This window comes from Vibrio genomosp. F10 str. ZF-129 (assembly GCF_000287055.2).
In the GTDB taxonomy this organism is placed as follows: domain Bacteria; phylum Pseudomonadota; class Gammaproteobacteria; order Enterobacterales; family Vibrionaceae; genus Vibrio.
In genome coordinates this window covers 25,011-46,169 of the sequence record NZ_AJYQ02000093.1, presented here as the reverse complement: position 1 = coordinate 46,169, position 21,159 = coordinate 25,011, and the positions used below count along the sequence as shown (strand labels likewise).

Sequence of the window (21,159 nt, the reverse complement as noted above, 5' to 3'; positions counted from 1 at the left end):
GAAAATACTCCTGATTAATGACCAGCGATATTCTAGAACCTATTTTCTCGCTCGTCATCAATAGCCATGCCATTAAACACAATATTATTGTAGCTAACCATACCAATCACTTCTCCGTTCTCGATAACTGGCGCTCGACTTATTTTAAAACGCTCAAACAGACGTGCGCAGTATTTCACATTCATATTTGGTGCGACCGAGAGAGCTGGCTTAGTCATAATCTCGTAGACGTTTGTTCTCATTGGAGAGCGATTTTTAGCCAGGACTTTTTTCGCGATGTCATTCATCAGTATGATGCCAAACTCATCTTCTTCGTTTCGCTTGTTTACAATAAGAGCCTTCACATTATGCTGGCGTGCAAGTGCTATCGCTTCATTGACCGTGGTTAACCCATCAACCATGACATAAGTATTCGCCATGACATCTCGCACTTGTATTATTTCATGTGTCTTCATAGTTTATCCTCAACCACCTTCGTTAACGTTTCAACCTGATGAGCAACACCAACGGCATCTTCCACATCGATCTGCACAGCAATACCTTGACCAGACTCTGAATCAAACTCCCCGACGTCACTGATCGTTTCTAAAATATGCCGAGACAAGTGCTCCTCGACAACGAAAAGCAACACATCTTTTTGAACTTCTAAAGTCAAACCAAAGAAGGTTTTTTTCTTATTTAGCCCCTCGCCACGAGCGTTATTAATCACGGTGGCGCCTGTTGCACCAGCTTCTCTAGCGGCATCCAGAACGATGTCTACTTTACTGTCTTCAACAAATGCCAATATGAGTTTAAAGCGCATTAGACTTCTCCTTTAATGCTTTTTTTGTTCAATATTTGTGTAATTTGCGCATAAGCCATGACCGAAATAATCGGAAACAAGCTTGCAAAGGCAATCAGCCCAAAACCATCAATCACAGGATTTCGGCCTGGGACCGTGGAAGCCAGCCCGAGCCCTAGAGCCGCAACTAATGGAACGGTAACGGTTGATGTCGTGACGCCCCCTGAATCGTACGCTAACGGGACAATCAACTTAGGGGCAAAAAAAGTTTGAATAACAACGACGATGTAACCGCCAATGATGTAGTAATGGATGGGGTCCCCAACCACAATTCTGTAGCTTCCCAGAGCAATGCCGAATGCTACGCCAATGGCAACGGCAATTCTCAAACCGTTGACACTGATGCTCCCACCAGAGACTTGGTTCGCCTTAATAGCCACGGCAATTAATGATGGCTCAGCAATGGTCGTACTAAACCCAATAAGAAACGCAAACAAATACACCCAATAATAATCAATCCAAGAAAGATGAAGACCAATGCTTAAGCGCACTTCATTCAGAAACTTGGGGGCTGTGAGTTGCTGAGCCATGGTTTCTCCCAATGGAAACAATGCCAAATCGAGCCCTATCAGAAAAAGAGAGAGCCCGAGCAAGACATAAAAGAAGCCAAGTAAGACGTGAGGCAGATTATTGATTGGGCGTCGTAATACAGCCACTTGAAAGCCAAACAGGATCGTAACAATCGGAATCACATTCACAATCGTATCAAGGAAAATACGGAAGAAATGATCAATAGTTATCATCCAATCACCATTCCATAAACCATGACAAACATCATGGGCAGTAGAGAGGCAAACGCAATCAACCCAAATCCATCGATCATTGGGTTTCTTCCTTTAATCGCAGAGGCTAACCCCACGCCTAAAGCGGTCACCAAAGGGACGGTAATCGTTGATGTGGTGACACCACCAGAATCATAAGCAATACCAATAATATGATCAGGGGCGAACCCAGTGAGTATAACGACCCCGATATACCCACCGATGATCATATACTGTATTGGCCACCCTTTTAAAATTCGTAACACCCCCACTAATATGGCGACCCCTACAGACAAAGCAACGGTATAGCGAAGCCCATTTGCGTAAGAGTCGATCTCTTCAATGGTACTGGCTATGATGCCACCTTCTGCTGCGACCTCGGCTGCTTCATTGGCAACTGCCGTCAAAGCAGGTTCAGCAACGGTCGTACCAAACCCAAGACAAAACGCAAAAGCTAACAGCCAAAAGACACTCCCTTTTCTTGCAAACGCTTGGGCCATTGACTCACCAATAGGAAATAACCCCATCTCCAAACCAAAGATAAAAAAAGTTAGACCTAGCACAATCAGAACCAGTCCAAATAAAATCGACATCAAATTAGGTAATGGTTCTTGAAGTACAACGAGCTGAAAAAAAACAACCACCAAAATAATCGGTAAAAGATCTCTAAAGCTTGCAAACATTGATTTAAGTAATGTGGTTAAGCCGTTCATTCTATCTCCATGACACAACTGTATTTTATAATCATGGTAAATAGAATTCGCCCGAGGTGTGATACAACTAACGCAATGGAGATATAACTCGTCTTTTTTGTCCTATTGTCATCTATTAGCCGTATAAATGAATTGAAGGTATGTCGTTCATCACATTGTGACTATACTCAATCAGTTAAGGAGGAAAAATGAAACTATTGATTACAGGTGGAACCGGCTTTATCGGCCGAGAGTTACTCAAACATTTAATTACCCACCAAATAGTCGTGGTGACTCGTGATGTCGGCAATGCCAAAAAAAAGCTTTCCCACATTAGCAATAAAAATATCGCCTTTCTAACCTCACTTGACGACCTCCAAGATGTTAATGATTTTGATGCCATTATTAATCTCGCAGGTGAACCCATCGCAGATAAACGTTGGTCAAAAACTCAAAAAGAGAAGATCTGCCACAGTCGTTGGAATACTACCGAAAAACTGGTCGCACTGATTCATGCCAGTACAACGCCACCCGCTATTTTTATTAGTGGCTCTGCCGTTGGGTATTACGGCGATCAACAAATGCACCCTTTTGACGAGTCGCTGCAAGTCAATCAAACCGGATTTAGCCATCAAGTCTGTCAACAGTGGGAAACCATTGCCAACCGCGCTCGTTCTGAAAACACTCGGGTCTGTGTGATAAGGACGGGCATCGTTCTCCACCCGACCGGCGGTGCACTATCAAAAATGTTACCGATTTATAAGTTTGGCCTTGGTGGGCCGATTGGTTTAGGTCAGCAGTACATGCCATGGATACACATGACAGATATGATAAGAGCGATTCTGTATTTGCTTGAAACTTCACACGCGAGTGGCACATTTAACTTAACCGCGCCTCATCCGGTCACTAACCAACACTTTAGCCAAACCCTGGCAAAAACGTTAAAGCGACCACACTTTCTATTTACACCAAAACCCTTGATAAAGTTGATGTTAGGGGAAAGCGCTTCTTTGCTGCTTGATAGCCTCCGTTGCAAGCCTAAGAAGTTAACCGAACTGGGTTTTCACTTTCATTACTCTCGTATTGAGCCTGCTTTCAAAAACTTGTTACAACATCATAACTAATCGATTACTCTAGCAATTCAAAACCAAAAATAGTGACGTTTTAATGAGTCGATGGGTATTAATTACAGGCTGTTCTTCCGGAATCGGCCTGACTGCTGCAAAAGCATTAAAGGAGCGAGGATATCAAGTCATCGCTTCTTGTCGCAAAGTTGAAGATGTCGAGCGGTTAACCAAACTTGGGTTAACTTGCATTCAACTTGATCTGAACTGTGCAACCAGTATAAGCACAGCAGTAGAGTCGGTTCTCTCTATCACCGACAATCAACTCTTTGCATTATTTAATAATGGCGCTTATGGGCAACCAGGAGCGATTGAAGATCTTCCCACGCAAGCCTTGAGAGCGCAGTTTGAAGCCAATGTCTTTGGTTGGCACCATCTCACCACGTTGCTTCTTCCTGTTATGCGCAGCAACGGTGAAGGACGGATCATTCAAAACAGTTCCGTTTTGGGCTTCGCTGCGATGAAGTATCGAGGGGCCTATAATGCCTCTAAATTTGCGATAGAAGGATGGACAGACACGTTACGCCTAGAACTTGCTGGCACCAACATTTTCATTAGCCTCATAGAACCTGGCCCTATCGAAACTCAATTTCGCGCTAATGCATTGACAGCATTTGAACAGTGGATAGACACAAAAAACAGCGCACATCAGCAAGCCTATGCGTTACAAAAAGAACGGTTGAATAATGAGAAATCAGGGAATGCGTTTGCTCTTCCCCCTGAAGCTTGTCTGGCACCTTTGTTTGATGCGCTTGAATCCAACAAACCAAAGATTCGTTATCGAGTGACAACCCCGACGAAAGTGTTTGCCATATTAAAAAGGCTATTACCAAATCGGTGGTTAGATAGACTATTACAAAAAGCCGCTTAATGAGTAATCTGTAATCAAATCGTCATAGTTCCCTGTCATCATGCTCATGAAACATACAAAAATGTGACTTACAACATTTGTTCAGGTGACGATTTTAATGACATTAACTCAACTCAATATACTTGGTGTATGCATTACGCTGACTTTGTTTATTTTGTTTTAGATTACAACAGCTCCAAATGCAGACCTCCTTTGAAAAGAAATGCCACTAAATAACGTGGCATTTTTCATTTCCCCTTGATAAACACGCTATAAGCCCCTATTTCTTATATCAATTGAGCGAATCACTTAGGATAGGCACAAATGCAATCACCATATATTGTTGAAATGAATGAGCAAAACTTCAGAGACATTCTAGAAGGCTCGACGAACATTCCCGTCCTTATTCACTTCTGGGCACCAATGAGCCAAGAAAGTGCTGAAATCATCCCTCAACTTCAAACGGTTACTCAGCAATATGATGGTGCATTCACGCTCGCTTTGCTCAACTGCGAACAAGAGCAAGCCATTGCTGCTCAGTTTGGCGTGCAGTCGCTTCCAACCATTGCCCTTTTTATTAATGGTCAAGCCGTTGATGGCCTTGGTGGTCCTCAACCGATTGGCGCTATTGAGCAAATGCTAACCAAACATTTACCTAGCCAAGATGAACGCAACCTCAACAAAGCCCTTGAGTTGGTGCAAGACCATCAATACGAACAAGCATTAGCGTTATTCAACGCGCTCGACGACGATCTAAAAAACAAGCCTGAGGTAAGATTAGCCATTGCTCAGAGCTTACTCGAAACACAGCAATTTGATTTGGCGGAAGTTCAGTTACAACATATTCCACTTGAGTATCAAGATAACTACTACAAAAGCCTGATTGCAAAACTCGAGCTGCATAAGCAGGCGGCAGACAGCCCTGAAATACAAGCGCTTGAAACGGCTCTAGCGCAAAATTCATCGGATCACGCTACCGCCTGTGAATTAGCGCTGCAGTATCATCAAGTGAATCGTTCAGAAGAGGCATTGGAACTACTCTGGGGCTATCTGAAATCGGACCTTAACGCTTATGATGGTAAATTCAAAAAAGAGATGATGGACATTTTAAGCGCACTTGGACAAGGCAACCCTATCGCAGGTAAATACCGACGCCAGCTCTACTCGCTGCTGTACTAACATTACGTTCCTGACAGAACTGACTAACATAGCTCACTAAAACTACTCACTAAAATTGATTATTAATATTGTTGCATTAATAACAATCAACAACTTAAGGTTGTCATTTCAACCTTAAGTTGTCTAAAAACGACGACTCTGCCTAACTATTCCAAATCCAAACGCGCTAATATAGACGACAATTCATACAAAAACCTAGGTTAGGAATGGTTATGCCAATTGATTCTCTCATTACTATCAGCGTGTTTATCTTTGTTGCCATCGCCGTTATTGCCTCCGCGGTTAAGACGGTTCCCCAAGGCAGTCATTGGACGGTTGAGCGCTTCGGCCGCTATACTCATACGTTACAGCCCGGCCTTAATATCATTATTCCATTCATCGATCGTGTCGGACAAAAAGTCAACATGATGGAACGTGTTCTGGATATTCCCGCTCAGGAAGTGATCTCTAAAGATAATGCGAATGTCGTGATTGATGCCGTCTGCTTTATACAGTGTATCGACGCTTCCAAAGCCGCTTATGAAGTCACTGACTTGGCTCATGCCATTCGCAACTTAACGCTAACCAATATTCGTACCGTGCTTGGTTCAATGGAGCTCGATGAAATGTTAAGTCAACGGGATATGATCAATACTAAGCTACTCACTATTGTCGATGAAGCGACCAACCCGTGGGGCGTGAAAGTAACTCGAATCGAGATCAAAGATGTTCAGCCCCCTGCCGATTTAACCGCAGCAATGAATGCCCAAATGAAAGCAGAACGAAATAAGCGTGCTGATATTTTGGAAGCGGAAGGTGTCAGACAGGCCGAAATATTAAAAGCCGAAGGTCATAAACAATCTGAAATCTTGAAGGCAGAAGGTGATAAACAAGCGGCAATACTGCAAGCAGAAGCTCGTGAGCGCGCCGCAGAAGCCGAAGCCAGAGCGACTGAAATGGTATCAACGGCTATTGCTCAAGGTGACATGCAAGCGGTGAACTACTTTATCGCTCAAGGCTACACCGAAGCATTGAAATCTATCGGTGAAGCTGAAAATAGCAAGATCATCATGTTGCCATTAGAAGCCACCGGATTGATGGGTTCAATCACGGGGATTGCTGAAATGTTTAAGACGGACTCAACGAAAGAAAAATAGGTGAACATGTGTTGGAATTCTTAGATTCAATCAATCATTGGCATTGGCTAGCGTTTGGCCTTGCCCTTCTCGCAATGGAGTTGCTGGGCACCGCCGGTTATTTTTTATGGCTAGGAATTTCTGCGCTTATTGTCGGTGTCCTTCTGGCTCTGTTACCGATGAGTTGGCAACTACAATGGGTTTCGTTTGGCGTATTCTCTCTCATCACCACCTGGTTGTGGTGGAGAAAGCAAATCAAAAACGATACCCAAGACGATAGCAAGCGAGATCTCAATCAGAAACAAAAGCAGCTTGTGGGTAAAGTAATCACATTGACTGAAGATTTACCTGTTGGGTCTTGTCGATTAAAAGTTGGGGATTCCACCTGGAAAGCAGAGACATCTCAAGCAATATCGTCTGGGCAAACGATCAAAATAATAGCGGTGAATGGCATCACCCTAAAAGTTGAAGTTGTTTAATTGACGAACAACCCATTACACATCATGATTTACTGCATATTTAAAGTGAAAAATAAGAGGACAAAGAATGAACCTAGCCAAAATCATGTTTTTAGCCTTAATTTTCTCATTTCCTGTATTATCAAACACAGGAACTCCACAGACGGGTCCACTTGTTGATTGTAAACTTGAGAGCGGTGACGTTGTCAGGTTGACGGCATTTATTTGCCAACAAAACAAAGGGCAAAAAGTATGAGGTAATAGGCAGGTGTTTATCACTCATATTTCACCTGCCTTTTAGGTTTATTCTTGCTCTAATAACCAAGCTAAGATCTGTTTTCTTTCACTTAGATCGCATTGGCTATACCAGTAGCTTGCCATTTCTAATGCTTTACTTCCTTCAATAACTTCTACTTCTTTAGTTTTTCTGTTATCAAACGCCCAATCACTGAATACGGTTCTTTCTTCGTTAGACGCTTTCTCATACCAGTATTCAACCATTTGAGATGGCTGGCTTTGATCAGAAGAAGCCTTCGCTTTCGGTTTGCTCTCAACTGCCACAGCCGTTGTTGCTGTTGTCACTACCGCAACACCTTCAATAGAATGCTTAGCGTTATATCGAGCTAGCTCCTTTATGTAATCACGAGAGATACCACTCGATGCTGGCAGTATGTCTTGTCTAACTTTAATTTCTTTACCAGATTTATCGGTCACGACAAAGCGTGGATTTTTCTCAAATTCTTCAGCTTGTTCGACTCTGCTAATTTTTGAAGGCGCGCTAACGAACAAAGAAGTATCGCTCGCTTCAAAAGTTAAAACTATTGGTTGTGAATTAAACTTTTCCTTTTCACCAAAGTCTGACACAAGTTGCGAAACACGAATAACGACTTGGTTAGTTCCATTTTCTAACTCAAATTTATCTTTTTTAGAAATAGAAAAACCGACTTCCTCGCCATGAACAACCAGAGCAGAAATATTTCTTTCAATAGATAAATCGACTGCAGCCATAGGAGCGAATGAAGTAATCATAGCGCCAACAACCAATACCTTACTCATTACTTTCATTTATATTCTCCTTTAAATGAAAACGAGCATCTAATATAGATGCTCGTTAATACTACATAATAAAATTAGCTATGTAACTGATTAGAAGTAGTATTCTGTACCAAGAAGGATACGGTTAGCCCACTCAGTGCTGTAACCATTGTCTTTGTTAGCAATCTTGTAGTTACGAGAGTCGATGTACCAGTAAGAGCTTGGTAGTAGGTAACCAAAACGAACCGAAATTGCTGTATCAGCTGTGTTGTCAGTACCTTTTGCATCATCAGTTGCTGCGTAACCCGCTTTTAGTACGTACTTGCTGTCAATAACATATTGAGCTGTTGCTGAGTAAGCATTTTGTGAAGCATCGCCCACTTCCATCGCTTTCATTGCCGCTGTTAGCGTTACGTCGCCAAGATAAAGTGCACCACCAACGATTGAGTAGTTACGCTTAGCCACTGTTTCTGTTTGCTTGTCTCCGCCTGCATTTTTCCACGCAGTCCATTTGTCTGAAACAACTACGTTGCCGTTAGAGTCGATATCAAACTTCTCTGGCTCACCAACGCCTTGATCGTAGTCACCTTGGTTGTAGTAACCAGCGTGAATGTTGAATACACTAGTGCTGTAAGAAGCACCAATACTGCTAACCATTTGTTGTGTATCAGTAGTCATGCCGCTTAAAGTCGCTTGGAAATTGAAACCGTTCCAAGTTGCTGAATCAAAACGTAGTACACTGTTCGCGCGGTCTTGGTAACCACCGCCAATGTCATTGTTCCAGTCAAATACGTTACCAAGACCTGGGTTTGAGTGTGGCCAGTCAACGTAGTTGTATGCAGCAACTAACTGACGACCGTATTTGAATTGACCTACGCCTTCGAAATCAAAACCAAGGTACGTATCACGAGCGCCTAGACCGCCAGTATTATCACCGTTGTTCGCGTTACCACCTTCCATCTGCCAGATGAAGTTTGGAGCAATGTCATCAAACTCTACCACACCACGGAAACCGATACGTGATTCAATTTCAGCACCTACTGATTTAGTAGAACCCGCATCGATAAGAGTTACGTTACCTGCTGCTTGTCCGTAAAGTTGAACAGCTTGACCCGCTAATTCGATTGCAGCGTTAGCTGAGCCAGATACTGCAGCTAGAGAAACTGCTGCACCTAGTAAAGTACGTTTAAACATTTTGTTGTCCATGGAAAAACTCCTAAAAAATGGATATATAGCTATTTTATATTTCTCACCTTAAGTTGGCCGCCGAAGGGAGAAAACAATTCCTATGTCGAAAATCTAAATTAACATTAATCTTTTAACCTTAATTTTTGATTTTCTTATTTCCTGCATACACATCGTGCATCCATGAGTTACAGACTAACTTTGCATCAAAAAATATCAACGAGAACTTAATTTTTATCTAAAAAAATATGAGCCAGGCCAAACTTTACTCTAGTTAGTGATCAAGATCGTATAAATAAAATGAACTTTACCAAAACAAAATCAAACAATTAAAAAACAAGGACTTAAACAAAACTAGCCCCATATTTACTTGAAGTGGATCGCATAGTTTTAGCATCAAACCAGTCTATAATTAATAATTTGAACAACATCACTCTATTTTATTTTTGTTGTTAGCCACAATTCCCAAGACTATATTTCGATCATAAAAAAAGGCACCAACCTTATCGATTTGTGCCTTTTTTTGGGGTTTTTAGTTATTTTTATCAGCTTAGTAAAGAGGACTAAGGAATTAAATCGACCAAATCTTGTTCCGTTCTCACTTCAATACCCAGTTCTTCCGCTTTGGCCAACTTAGACCCTGCTGCGCTGCCCGCAAACAACATATCAGTTTTTTTCGATACACTGCCCGTCACTTTAGCGCCGAGCTTTTGCAATGCTTCTTTCGCTTCACTTCGAGTTAATTGAGAAAGGGAGCCCGTCAATACCACAACTTTACCTTCTAGAGGCTTTGGTAAAGAACTGTCTTGAAGCCGTGAAAGGTCTGGCCAATGAACCCCCTGATCAATCAAATCTAAGATGATATTGACATTTTTCTCTTGCGCAAAAAAGGTGGTGATGTGCGCGGCGACTATTTCACCGATATCGGAAACGTCAAGCAGCTGCTCGTGAGTCGCCACTTGTATCGCCTCTAAGGTCAAAAAATGCTGCGCTAAATTATTAGCGGTTGCTTCACCCACTTCTCGTATACCTAAAGAGTAGATAAATCGCGCAAGCGTAGTTTCTTTGGCTTTGTTAAGGGCAGACACTATATTTTGTGCCGATTTAGGCCCCATGCGATCCAGAACCGTCAAAACACCCGCAGACAGTTTAAATAAATCTGCTGGCGTCGAGACCATCTCTTTATCGACCAGCTGCTCTATCACTTTTACGCCTAAGCCATCCACATCCAAAGCTTTACGCGAAACAAAATGCTTAAAGGCTTCTTTGCGTTGAGCTTGGCAAACAAGCCCGCCACTGCATCGCGCGACCGCCTCTCCTTCCAATCGTTCAATATCAGACTGACACACGGGGCAATGGGTTGGGAATACAATATCTCGGCACTGTTCATCTCTACGCTCCACGATTACCGATGCGATTTGAGGTATCACATCACCCGCGCGGCGTATGATCACGGTATCGCCAATTTTCACCCCTAAACGTTCTATTTCATCGGCATTGTGCAAGGTAGCATTGCTCACCGTAACCCCACCCACAAAAACAGGTTCAAGCTTTGCAACTGGGGTAATGGCACCGGTTCGACCTACTTGGAATTCAACATCGTTTAGCTTAGTCAGCTCTTCCTCGGCGGGGAATTTATAGGCAATCGCCCATCTTGGAGCCCTTGCGACAAACCCCAATGCATTTTGTTGTTCGATGTCATCTACTTTTATGACCACACCGTCTATTTCATATTCCAACTCGCTGCGGCGCTCTAATATGTCTTTGTAATACTGTTTTACATCATCTAACGAACCGACCTGCTTTGTTGCCGCACACATGGGCAATCCCCAGCTTTTTAACTGAAGGAAACGATGATAATGACTGCTTGATAATTCACCACCTTCGACAATGCCGACACTGTATGCATAAAAACTCAGCGGTCTCATGGCAGCAATCTTTGAATCTAACTGACGAAGACTGCCCGCCGCTGCATTTCTCGGGTTCACAAACACTTTATCGCCTTTACGAAGCGCTTCTTGGTTCATTTTTTCAAACCCTGCTTTAGGTAAAAAAACTTCACCTCGAACTTCTATGCGGCGTGGCCAGCCTTCACCTTGTAACTTCAATGGAATGGCTTTGATCGTTCGAGCGTTCTCTGTCACATTCTCGCCTGTCGCCCCATCTCCACGCGTCGCCGCCTGTACTAATACGCCATTCTCATACAAGAGACTTATCGCGAGCCCATCGAGCTTCGGCTCACAGCAATAGTGTTCCACCCGATCCCCAGCCAGTCGATCGCTCAGACGTTTTTGAAACGAATCTAAATCAGCGTCACTAAACGCGTTATCAAGTGACAGCATTGGCATTTCATGCGTTACCTGTTCAAAACCTTCTAGGGGCTTTCCACCTACACGTTGACTCGGAGAATCAACCGTCATTAATTCAGGGTGTTTTTCTTCTATCTCTAGTAACTCGCGCATCAATCTGTCGTATTCCGCATCAGGGAGCTCTGGGGCATCTTCTACATAATATTTGACCGCATGGTAATGAAGCGTATTTTTGAGTTGGGTTAGTTTGTCAGCGATTAGATCAGACATAATATTCTCTAGACAGGTAATTAGATGTGTGAATGACAACAATAAAAAAGGCCCCAATCAGGAGCCTCCTTTGTAAAAATCGTTTTTGTTACTTCTATCTTAGGCTCTTAAACTCAAGCAGGCAAAGCCGTTTTAAACTCTTGAATTTGTCGTCGATACGCAGACAGCCTATCTGGGGTCATAAGATTGCGTCGATCATCGAGAACGTTCCCCCCCAAGTCATCGGCTATTTGTTGCGCGGTTCTTAAGAGCAGGTTGAAGTTTTGCTCTGCGTCACCGTAGCAAGGTAACGTCATAAAGAAAGAAATACCTTGGGTCGAAAAATCAGCTGGGGCATCATGTTTTAGTGTCCCCGGTTGCATCATATTCGCCACACTAAACAAAACCTTACTCGTTGGTGAAGCATCGGCATGGCGATGGAATATATCCATATCGCCATAGCTCAAGTCGTTTCGCTCCATGCTATCGAAAAGTTTAATACCAGTAAAAGGACTGTCTCCAGCACAATGAACATTAAGGACGATGACCTCAAGTTCAGGCTCAGGGCTTTCACCAACATCCTCAGTGATGTCAGTAGTATCAGTCATTTTACTTTCATTAACCACGCTGAGTGTATCATCAGATATGCTATCTGATTGTTCCAATGGGTTAACACGGCGCTCAACAGTGAACTCTGTATCGTCTATTGCACTAAAAGAAGGTATTTCCTGATCATCTCGGTCGGTGTCTTGAGCATTGGTAATGATGGGTTCAAGATGAGATTCATAGCTGTCGATAAGAGGATCAGAGTCAATCAAAGGATCAGCATCCATCGATATATCATTTTGAAAGTTCGGCGCTTTCGGCTTTTTACGAACCACTTCATAATCGTCTTCAGGAGCAAACCCACGCTCGGGGGTGTCTTCTATTTCTTCTTTTGTTGTCTTCAATTTACCGAGTGGTTTATCACCGAACTTGGTTTTCCCTTCTTTTTTACTGGTCCATAGACCATGAAACAGTAACGCTGCTATCGCCAATGCGCCGACAATAATAAGTACGAATCGCAATTCCTGCATACTTAACTCTCAATAACTTGATGATAAATTTAATGATAGAACGAACTGTATTCCGTTCACATCAAGGGAAAAAACCTAAATACTGGTGTTACTCTACCAAAACTCATGACTCTTTTAGAACAAATTAATGTAATAAGTTCAACCTTGATTAGAATTTCATCCTCTTTTTTTATTAACAAAGTTAAGTAGAATAGAGAATACGACACAAAAAGGGTAATTTCTGAATGGACGATAAGTCTTTACAACGAAGTGGGTTTGGGTATTTTTTCTTTGGGTTAGAGTTAGCATTAACGCCTGGAATTCGTCGATTTGTTCTTATGCCTCTGATGGCGAATATTATTCTAGTGGGCGGCGCACTCTTTTATCTCTTTTCCAATATGGACAATTGGATAACTCAGTGGATGGCACAACTGCCCGAATTTCTAACTTGGCTCAGCTATATTCTTTGGCCACTCATTGTGATTACCGTTTTAGCCACGTTTTCCTATTTCTTTAGCACATTAGCTAACTTCATTGCCGCCCCATTTAATGGACTACTGGCTGAAAAAGTCGAAGAACACTTAATCGGGAATTCGATTAACGACGATGGCCTTCTTTCTTTAGTTAAGGATCTGCCTCGTGTTTTTGCACGCGAATGGAGAAAACTCCTTTATGTTATTCCTAAAGCCATTGGATTATTTTTATTGCTGCTTATTCCTGCCTTTGGGCAAACCCTAGGCCCTATTTTATGGTTTGTATTTACAGCTTGGATGCTTGCTATTCAGTATTGTGATTACCCATTCGATAACCACAAGGTTGAGTTCAATCAAATGCGACACAATTTGAAACAAAATCAAACCAAAACCTACAGCTTTGGGGCTTTGGTTGCTATTTTCACCACGATTCCAATTCTAAACCTCATTGTCATGCCAGTTGCTGTTTGCGGTGCAACCGCTATGTGGGTAGCAGAATATAAAAATAAAATCTGATCGAAACCCTAGCAGACACCTCTGTTTGCTAGAGTGCATTTGCCAGATAACCTACCTTGCTTCTATATGTTATAACTTTTTAATCCTTTTCCGTTTTTTACTTAGCGCATATTCTTCTACACATATTCACAAAACGTGTAATGAAGGAACATCGACATGAGCAAGATCTACGAAGACAATTCACAAACAGTTGGTAACACTCCACTTGTCCGCTTAAACAAGGTCAGCAACGGTAAAGTACTGGCTAAAGTAGAAGCCCGTAACCCAAGCTTCAGTGTTAAATGCCGTATTGGTGCTAACATGATTTGGGAAGCAGAAAAAGCAAGAACACTGAAAGAAGGTGTTGAGCTGGTTGAGCCAACGAGTGGTAACACTGGTATCGCCTTAGCTTTCGTAGCAGCAGCTCGTGGATACAAACTGACGCTGACTATGCCTGAATCTATGAGTCTAGAGCGCCGTAAATTGCTTAAAGCGCTAGGCGCAAAACTGGAACTGACAGAAGCGGCAAAAGGCATGAAAGGCGCCATTGCTAAAGCGGAAGAGATCGTTGCTTCAAACCCTGATAAATACCTGCTACTTCAGCAGTTCAATAACCCAGCAAACCCACAAATTCACGAAAAAACGACGGGCCCAGAAATCTGGGATGCGACAGATGGTGACGTTGATGTTCTTGTTTCTGGTGTTGGAACGGGTGGTACCATTACAGGTACAAGCCGCTTCCTGAAAAGCAAGAAAGACACAATAACTTCCGTTGCAGTAGAACCATCTGAATCACCAGTGATTGCTCAAGTACTAGCCGGTGAAGAAGTGAAGCCAGCTCCACACAAAATTCAAGGTATCGGTGCAGGTTTTATCCCTGGGAACCTAGATTTAGAATTACTTGACCGCGTTGAAGCTGTGACTTCAGAAGAAGCGATTGAAATGGCCCAACGCCTAATGAAAGAAGAAGGTATTCTTGCGGGAATTTCTTCTGGTGCGGCTATTGTTGCTGCTAATAGAATTGCAGAACTGCCTGAATTTGCAGGAAAAACTATCGTTGCCGTACTACCAAGTTCAGGTGAGCGTTACCTAAGTACAGCCCTATTTGCAGGTATCTTTGGAGAGAAAGAGAACCAGCAGTAATATGTGGTCAAATCAATTTTTACTACAAAAAAGCCCCTTTTAGGGGCTTTTTTGTTGATCCCTGCCGCACCTTTGGTACTATCAAGACGGTTTTATTTTTAGCTTCAAAATAAAGAAGCGATAAACATATTTAGACAATGGCGAATCTCCATATGGATAAGAATCGTGGTTGCATAACTTTGATCTAGTATCAGTTCTGACACGGAAACGACGTTACTCAGGTAGCAGAAAGTTGTTGAAAGAGTTAAGCTAAATTAGACGAATAAACTAACAAAAAATAAATCAATTGGGGTAATAACATGTACGAGAAGCAAGTAGAAATCACTGCAGAAAATGGCCTTCACACACGTCCTGCTGCACAGTTCGTTAAAGAAGCAAAAAGTTTTGATGCGGACATCACTGTGACTTCTAACGGTAAAAGCGCTAGCGCTAAGAGCCTTTTCAAGCTGCAAACTCTTGGCCTAGTTAAAGGCACAAAAGTCACTATTTCAGCTGAAGGCCCTCAAGCACAACAAGCTGTTGACCACCTAGTAGCACTAATGGACCAGCTACACTAATCCGGTCCCCTATTTTTAAAGCCATTTTGTGAAAACAAAATGGCTTTATTGGAAATAGGGTAAAAAGTGAGCTACAACTTATCGTTAGCACTTTAGTTACACTCTCCCGTTTACAGTTGACCAATTTAAGGTAAGGCTATGATTTCAGGCATCCTAGCATCTCCAGGTATTGCTTTTGGTAAAGCACTACTTCTTCAAGAAGATGAAATTGTCCTAAATACACATTCGATTTCAGACGACCAAGTCGAAGCTCAAGTACAATGCTTCTTTGACGCTCGTAATAAATCCTCTGCACAGTTAGAAATGATCAAGCAAAAAGCGCTTGAAACATTCGGTGAAGAAAAAGAAGCGATCTTTGAAGGTCACATTATGCTTCTTGAAGATGAAGAGCTAGAGGAAGAAATCCTAGCACTCATCAAAAAAGACAAAATGCATGCTGATAACGCAATTCATACCGTTATCGAAGAGCAAGCATGTGCGCTAGAATCTCTAGACGACGAATACTTAAAAGAACGTGCAACCGATATTCGCGATATTGGTACACGTTTCGTTAAAAATGCACTAGGCATCAACATCGTTTCTCTAAGCGATATTGATGAGCAAGTTATCCTAGTTGCTTACGACCTAACGCCATCAGAAACAGCACAAATTAACCTCGATTATGTACTTGGTTTTGCTTGTGACATTGGCGGTCGTACTTCTCACACTTCTATCATGGCTCGTTCACTTGAACTTCCAGCTATCGTTGGTACTAACGATATCACTAAGAAAGTGAAAAATGGCGACATGCTAGTGCTAGATGCGATGAACAATAAAATCATCGTTAACCCTTCTGACGCTGAACTAGCAGAAGCGAAGAAAATCAAAGCCGATTTTGAAGCAGAAGCGGCAGAACTAGCAAAACTTAAAGACTTACACGCAGAAACTCTAGACGGACACCGTGTAGAAGTTTGTGGCAACATCGGTACGGTAAAAGACTGTGATGGTATTTTACGTAACGGTGGTGAAGGCGTTGGTCTGTACCGTACAGAATTCCTATTCATGGACCGTACCGCGCTTCCTACAGAAGAAGAGCAATACGTTGCTTACAAAGAAGTAGCCGAAGCGATGGAAGGCGAGTCCGTGATCATCCGTACTATGGATATCGGTGGCGATAAAGATCTTCCATACATGGATCTTCCTCAAGAGATGAACCCATTCCTAGGCTGGCGTGCAGTACGTATCAGTTTAGACCGTCGTGAAATCCTACGCGATCAACTGCGTGGTATTCTACGTGCATCTGCACACGGTAAACTGCGTATCATGTTCCCAATGATCATCTCTGTTGAAGAAATTCGTGAGCTTAAAAAAGCCATCGAAGAATACAAAGTTGAACTTCGCGCTGAAGGCTTAGCATTCGACGAAGAGATTGAAATTGGTGTTATGGTTGAAACGCCAGCCGCAGCCGCGATTGCACATCACCTTGCTAAAGAAGTGTCATTCTTCTCTATCGGTACTAACGATCTGACTCAGTACACGCTAGCCGTTGACCGTGGTAACGAGGTGATTTCTCACCTATACAACCCACTATCTCCAGCGGTTCTACTTGTTATCAAACAAGTCATCGATGCTTCTCACAAAGAAGGCAAATGGACAGGTATGTGTGGTGAGCTAGCGGGTGATGAACGTGCAACGCTATTGCTTCTTGGTATGGGCCTAGATGAATTCTCAATGAGCGGCATCTCAATCCCTAAAGTGAAGAAAGTTATCCGTAACTCTAACTTCGCCGAAGTTAAAGCGATGGCTGAAGAAGCGCTTTCACTAGCGACTGCTGCTGAAATTGAAGCTTGTGTAGACAAGTTCATTGCAGAGAAAACTCAATAATCTGCTGATATATGCCTACTATCATAAGCGACAAAAAGAGTTAGACGACTAAAAGTAGTCGTCTATTGTTTATGATTGGTATACTATATTTGACAGAATAAAACTAAACGTTAGGAGCATGACACAATGGGTCTGTTTGACAAACTTAAAAAGCTTGTATCTGATGACAGCGCTGACGCTGGTGCTATCGAAATCATCGCACCACTTTCAGGTGAAATCGTAAATATCGAAGATGTGCCAGATGTGGTTTTCGCTGAGAAAATCGTTGGCGACGGTATCGCGATCAAGCCAGCTGGTGACAAAATGGTAGCTCCTGTAAACGGTACTATCGGTAAGATTTTCGAAACTAACCACGCATTCTCTATCGAGTCTGACGATGGTGTTGAACTATTTGTTCACTTCGGTATCGATACTGTTGAGCTAAAAGGTGAAGGCTTCACTCGCGTAGCTGAAGAAGGTCAATCTGTTAAAGCTGGTGACACTATCATCACTTTCGACCTAGCGCTTCTAGAAGAGAAAGCAAAATCGACACTTACTCCAGTTGTTATCTCTAACATGGACGAAATCAAAGAGCTGAACAAGCTTTCTGGTTCTGTCACTGTTGGTGAGAACCCGGTGCTACGCGTAACTAAGTAATGACGACTTGCTTATAAGTTCGTGATGAATACAAAAACGCTGCCTTTGGGCAGCGTTTTTATTTGAAATCTATTATTTTATCTTGCTTTAGTTTCGGTCACAGATTCATGCTTGCCCTTCTGTTTTTTTAAAATACATGGCTTTAAATACAATGCTTTAAATAGACAGTTCTAAAGCAAGTGGACTTCAAAGCACTTTACTTCAGCCCTATTTACAGCAAAAAAATGTACTTCAAACCCGTTTAGCTCACACTCATTTACTTCAAGCCAACCGCATATTTTAGGACTTCTTTTTTCAGTACCCCTGAATTATCCGCAATTTTTAATAACCCATTTCGAGCAAACCGAGTAATGGGGTTCAGCGAACTAAAGCCTTTATAGAATACATCCATCCCGGTTTGCATGATCAGGTTGTCACGTCGGCGTTTCTTTTCATATTTAAGTAAACTGTCGTTATCGATGGGCTGCCCATCCGTTTCTTCTAGCAAAGCCAGCGCATCTTTGAAACCAAGGTTCACTCCTTGCCCCGCTAACGGGTTGATGGTGTGGGCGGCATCCCCAACCAATACACAATGGTTTCTCACATACTGCTGAGCATGTCTTCTGGTTAAAGGGAAAGCGCCACTTTCCACAATGTTTATATCACCCAATTCTTGCGGGAAGTGTGTGATTACTTGTTCTTTCAACTGTGTTTTATCCATCGCCTTTAACTGACGAATACGCTTGGGTGCGTCGTACCAAACTAATGAAGCATTGTGACCACCAAGTGGAAGAAAAGAGCGAGGGCCAGAAGGAAAAAACTGTTGCCATGTGATGTCCTGCTGTGATTTCTGTGTCGTCACATTAATTAACATGCAATGTTGGCGATAATCCCACGCGGTGATACCAATACCGGCAAAACCTCTCACTTGAGAATTTGCTCCATCAGCACCGATCACCCAATCACATTCAATAACCTCACCCGATTCAAGAATAATCTTATTTGTCACACCAAATTCGATCGTTTTCAAACGGTCAGGACACAGCAGCGTTAGATTTGAATATCGCTCAAACTCTTGCCATAAACCCAACTGAATAACGCGATTTTCAACCATAAAGCCAAGCTCTGACAAACCGAGTAAATCAGAATGAAATGCAGTTCGGCACTGTTCATGCTCCCAGGTTTCAAGACCTCGATATGGGCAAATACGCATAGCCGAGATATTATCCCAAGCACCGAGCTTATCGAGTAGAGATACCGATGCATGAGAAATAGCAGAGACTCGAATATCATAAGGCTGGTCAGGTTGATAGCCTTGTGGCTGTTGATTTTCGATAACCACAACTTCTCGTCCTTGCTTCGCAAATCCAAGAGCAACAGCAGCACCAACCATACCACCGCCTATGACCGCAACTTCATACTTTCTCATTCGTTCTTAACCATGGCAACTTGAAGAAAATTTATTGTACGTTTTCATCAGGATAATGTAACCCTTATCGTACAACTTCATTAACCACCGTATATCGCTAAAAAAGCGCAGTATTATCATTTTATCTAATCACTAGTCAGTCGGTTTTGAAAGCAGTACAATACGCCGCTTGCCGCCATGACAGCCTTGCATAGGTGTATTTGGGCGGAGAAACACTGGGCGATTTGCTCCCTTATTTTAAACTAACGATCGAGCGAACAAAAATGAGCAAGAAACTACTAATCAAAACATGGGGCTGTCAGATGAATGAGTACGATTCATCGAAAATGGCAGACCTGCTGAACGCAGCCAATGGCTACGAACTCACCGAAGATCCAGAAGAGGCAGATGTACTGCTACTCAATACTTGTTCTATTCGTGAAAAAGCCCAAGAGAAAGTATTCCACCAGCTTGGTCGTTGGAAAACCCTTAAAGATAAAAAAGAGGGCGTTGTTATCGGTGTTGGCGGCTGCGTTGCCACACAAGAAGGTGATCATATTCGTCAACGCGCACCGTTTGTTGATGTCATCTTCGGCCCACAAACGCTTCATCGACTGCCACAAATGATCGCTTCTTCCCTCTCAAATGAAGCGCCGGTTATGGATATCTCTTTCCCAGAAATCGAGAAATTCGACAATCTTCCTGAGCCTCGTGCAGACGGCGCGACCGCATTTGTTTCTATCATGGAAGGCTGTTCAAAATACTGTACTTACTGCGTTGTACCTTACACTCGTGGTGAAGAAGTGAGCCGTCCAATGGATGATGTTCTGTTTGAAGTGGCTCAACTGGCTGAACAAGGGGTTCGCGAAGTCAATCTGCTTGGTCAAAACGTAAACGCATATCGTGGCCCACAGCACGATGGCGAAATCTGTTCGTTTGCAGAATTATTGCGCCTTGTTGCGTCTATTGATGGCATCGACCGTATTCGATTTACTACCAGCCACCCGCTTGAGTTTACTGACGATATCATTGCCGTTTATGAAGACACGCCAGAGCTGGTTAGCTTCCTCCACTTACCCGTTCAAAGTGGCAGTGACCGTATTCTCACGATGATGAAGCGTCCTCACACGGCGATTGAATACAAGTCGATCATTCGTAAGCTACGTAAAGCGCGTCCAGGTATTCAAATTAGCTCTGACTTTATTGTGGCCTTCCCTGGTGAAAGTGATAAAGACTTCCAAGATACGATGAAGCTTATCAAAGAAGTGGATTTCGATATGAGCTTTAGCTTTATCTTCTCTGCTCGCCCAGGAACACCCGCAGCGGATTACCCTTGTGATCTTCCAGAGCAAACGAAAAAAGATCGTTTATGGGAATTACAACAGCAGATCAACAGCCAAGCCATGCGCTTCTCTCGTCTGATGCTAGGTACCGAGCAACGTATTTTGGTTGAAGGGCCATCGAAAAAGAACCTAATGGAACTTCGTGGACGTACTGAAAACAGCCGCGTAGTCAACTTTGAAGGTTCTGCTGATCTCATCGGCCAGTTTGTTGATGTGAAGATCGTTGATGTCTTTGCCAACTCTCTGCGTGGCGAATTAGTTAGAACTGAGAATGAAATGGATCTTCGCAATGTGATGTCTCCTTCAGAAATGAAAGAAAAGACCCGCAGAGAAGATGAACTAGGTGTAGCGACTTTCACACCATAAGCTAAAATGTCAGAAGAAGCCTGATGTGGATTAGGCTTCTTTT

Annotated in this window: 20 protein-coding genes; 11 read left to right on the top strand and 9 right to left on the bottom strand. The window is 42.8% G+C overall.

Features of this window, described 5'->3' with window-relative positions:
• Window positions 1-32: 32 nt before the first annotated feature.
• From A1QO_RS10565 to A1QO_RS10550, 4 genes are read right to left on the bottom strand one after another with little or no spacing between them, the layout of a single operon-like run.
• Window positions 33-455, bottom strand: a complete 423-nt coding sequence (locus A1QO_RS10565; protein ID WP_017037920.1) for a CBS domain-containing protein — start codon at window positions 453-455, stop codon at window positions 33-35.
• Window positions 452-802 (bottom strand): P-II family nitrogen regulator, encoded by a 351-nt coding sequence (locus tag A1QO_RS10560; protein ID WP_017034672.1) that lies wholly within the window; start codon window positions 800-802, stop codon window positions 452-454. The genes A1QO_RS10565 and A1QO_RS10560 overlap by 4 nt, the downstream gene beginning before the upstream one ends.
• Entirely contained in the window at window positions 802-1,584 is a 783-nt protein-coding gene (locus tag A1QO_RS10555) for a DUF1538 domain-containing protein (protein ID WP_017034673.1), read from the bottom strand. The genes A1QO_RS10560 and A1QO_RS10555 overlap by 1 nt, the downstream gene beginning before the upstream one ends.
• Complete coding sequence (locus tag A1QO_RS10550; RefSeq protein ID WP_017034674.1) at window positions 1,581-2,315, bottom strand: DUF1538 domain-containing protein; 735 nt, start codon at window positions 2,313-2,315, stop codon at window positions 1,581-1,583. The genes A1QO_RS10555 and A1QO_RS10550 overlap by 4 nt, the downstream gene beginning before the upstream one ends.
• Window positions 2,316-2,503: 188 nt before the next feature.
• Here A1QO_RS10550 and A1QO_RS10545 point away from each other — a divergent pair, with 188 nt between their 5' ends.
• The 5 genes from A1QO_RS10545 (at window position 2,504) to A1QO_RS10525 (ending at window position 7,041) form a co-directional block, all read left to right on the top strand.
• On the top strand, window positions 2,504-3,418 hold the full coding sequence (locus A1QO_RS10545; RefSeq protein WP_017039261.1) for a TIGR01777 family oxidoreductase: 915 nt from the start codon (window positions 2,504-2,506) through the stop codon (window positions 3,416-3,418).
• 43 nt (window positions 3,419-3,461) lie between these two features.
• On the top strand, window positions 3,462-4,289 hold the full coding sequence (locus A1QO_RS10540; protein ID WP_017039262.1) for an SDR family oxidoreductase: 828 nt from the start codon (window positions 3,462-3,464) through the stop codon (window positions 4,287-4,289).
• Window positions 4,290-4,592: 303 nt separating this feature from the next.
• Window positions 4,593-5,447: a co-chaperone YbbN gene (locus A1QO_RS10535; protein WP_017039263.1), complete on the top strand. Its 855-nt coding sequence runs from the start codon at window positions 4,593-4,595 to the stop codon at window positions 5,445-5,447.
• 212 nt (window positions 5,448-5,659) lie between these two features.
• Window positions 5,660-6,583 (top strand): SPFH domain-containing protein, encoded by a 924-nt coding sequence (locus tag A1QO_RS10530; RefSeq protein ID WP_017034678.1) that lies wholly within the window; start codon window positions 5,660-5,662, stop codon window positions 6,581-6,583.
• 8 nt (window positions 6,584-6,591) lie between these two features.
• Window positions 6,592-7,041, top strand: a complete 450-nt coding sequence (locus tag A1QO_RS10525; RefSeq protein WP_017039264.1) for an NfeD family protein — start codon at window positions 6,592-6,594, stop codon at window positions 7,039-7,041.
• Window positions 7,042-7,323: 282 nt separating this feature from the next.
• Here A1QO_RS10525 and A1QO_RS10520 read toward each other — a convergent pair whose 3' ends face one another.
• The 4 genes from A1QO_RS10520 to zipA form a co-directional block, all read right to left on the bottom strand.
• A complete protein-coding gene (locus tag A1QO_RS10520) occupies window positions 7,324-8,085 on the bottom strand; it encodes a YccT family protein (RefSeq protein ID WP_017034681.1) in 762 nt (253 codons plus the stop codon).
• An 81-nt stretch (window positions 8,086-8,166) separates the two neighbouring features.
• Entirely contained in the window at window positions 8,167-9,261 is a 1,095-nt protein-coding gene (locus A1QO_RS10515) for a porin (RefSeq protein WP_017039266.1), read from the bottom strand.
• Between the two features lie 542 nt (window positions 9,262-9,803).
• Complete coding sequence (ligA, locus tag A1QO_RS10510) at window positions 9,804-11,819, bottom strand: NAD-dependent DNA ligase LigA (protein ID WP_017038835.1); 2,016 nt, start codon at window positions 11,817-11,819, stop codon at window positions 9,804-9,806.
• A gap of 113 nt (window positions 11,820-11,932) precedes the next feature.
• Window positions 11,933-12,874, bottom strand: a complete 942-nt coding sequence (zipA, locus tag A1QO_RS10505; RefSeq protein ID WP_017039267.1) for a cell division protein ZipA — start codon at window positions 12,872-12,874, stop codon at window positions 11,933-11,935.
• Window positions 12,875-13,098: 224 nt separating this feature from the next.
• On the opposite strand from zipA, the gene cysZ reads away from it, so the two are divergent.
• The 5 genes from cysZ to crr all read left to right on the top strand — a co-directional run bounded on the left by cysZ (window position 13,099) and on the right by crr (window position 18,020).
• Window positions 13,099-13,842, top strand: coding sequence for a sulfate transporter CysZ (cysZ, locus tag A1QO_RS10500; protein WP_017039268.1), 744 nt, complete (start codon window positions 13,099-13,101; stop codon window positions 13,840-13,842).
• A 156-nt stretch (window positions 13,843-13,998) separates the two neighbouring features.
• On the top strand, window positions 13,999-14,964 hold the full coding sequence (gene cysK / locus A1QO_RS10495) for a cysteine synthase A (RefSeq protein WP_017041854.1): 966 nt from the start codon (window positions 13,999-14,001) through the stop codon (window positions 14,962-14,964).
• A 299-nt stretch (window positions 14,965-15,263) separates the two neighbouring features.
• Complete coding sequence (locus A1QO_RS10490) at window positions 15,264-15,521, top strand: HPr family phosphocarrier protein (RefSeq protein ID WP_017034687.1); 258 nt, start codon at window positions 15,264-15,266, stop codon at window positions 15,519-15,521.
• A 138-nt stretch (window positions 15,522-15,659) separates the two neighbouring features.
• The gene (ptsI, locus tag A1QO_RS10485) at window positions 15,660-17,384 is read left to right on the top strand and encodes a phosphoenolpyruvate-protein phosphotransferase PtsI (RefSeq protein WP_017039269.1); all 1,725 of its coding nucleotides are present in this window, start codon (window positions 15,660-15,662) and stop codon (window positions 17,382-17,384) included.
• 126 nt (window positions 17,385-17,510) lie between these two features.
• Window positions 17,511-18,020, top strand: coding sequence for a PTS glucose transporter subunit IIA (crr, locus tag A1QO_RS10480; protein ID WP_017034689.1), 510 nt, complete (start codon window positions 17,511-17,513; stop codon window positions 18,018-18,020).
• Window positions 18,021-18,276: 256 nt separating this feature from the next.
• Here crr and A1QO_RS10475 read toward each other — a convergent pair whose 3' ends face one another.
• On the bottom strand, window positions 18,277-19,428 hold the full coding sequence (locus A1QO_RS10475) for a 2-octaprenyl-3-methyl-6-methoxy-1,4-benzoquinol hydroxylase (RefSeq protein ID WP_017034690.1): 1,152 nt from the start codon (window positions 19,426-19,428) through the stop codon (window positions 18,277-18,279).
• Window positions 19,429-19,691: 263 nt separating this feature from the next.
• On the opposite strand from A1QO_RS10475, the gene miaB reads away from it, so the two are divergent.
• Window positions 19,692-21,116 (top strand): tRNA (N6-isopentenyl adenosine(37)-C2)-methylthiotransferase MiaB, encoded by a 1,425-nt coding sequence (gene miaB / locus A1QO_RS10470; RefSeq protein ID WP_026026747.1) that lies wholly within the window; start codon window positions 19,692-19,694, stop codon window positions 21,114-21,116.
• Window positions 21,117-21,159 lie beyond the last annotated feature (43 nt).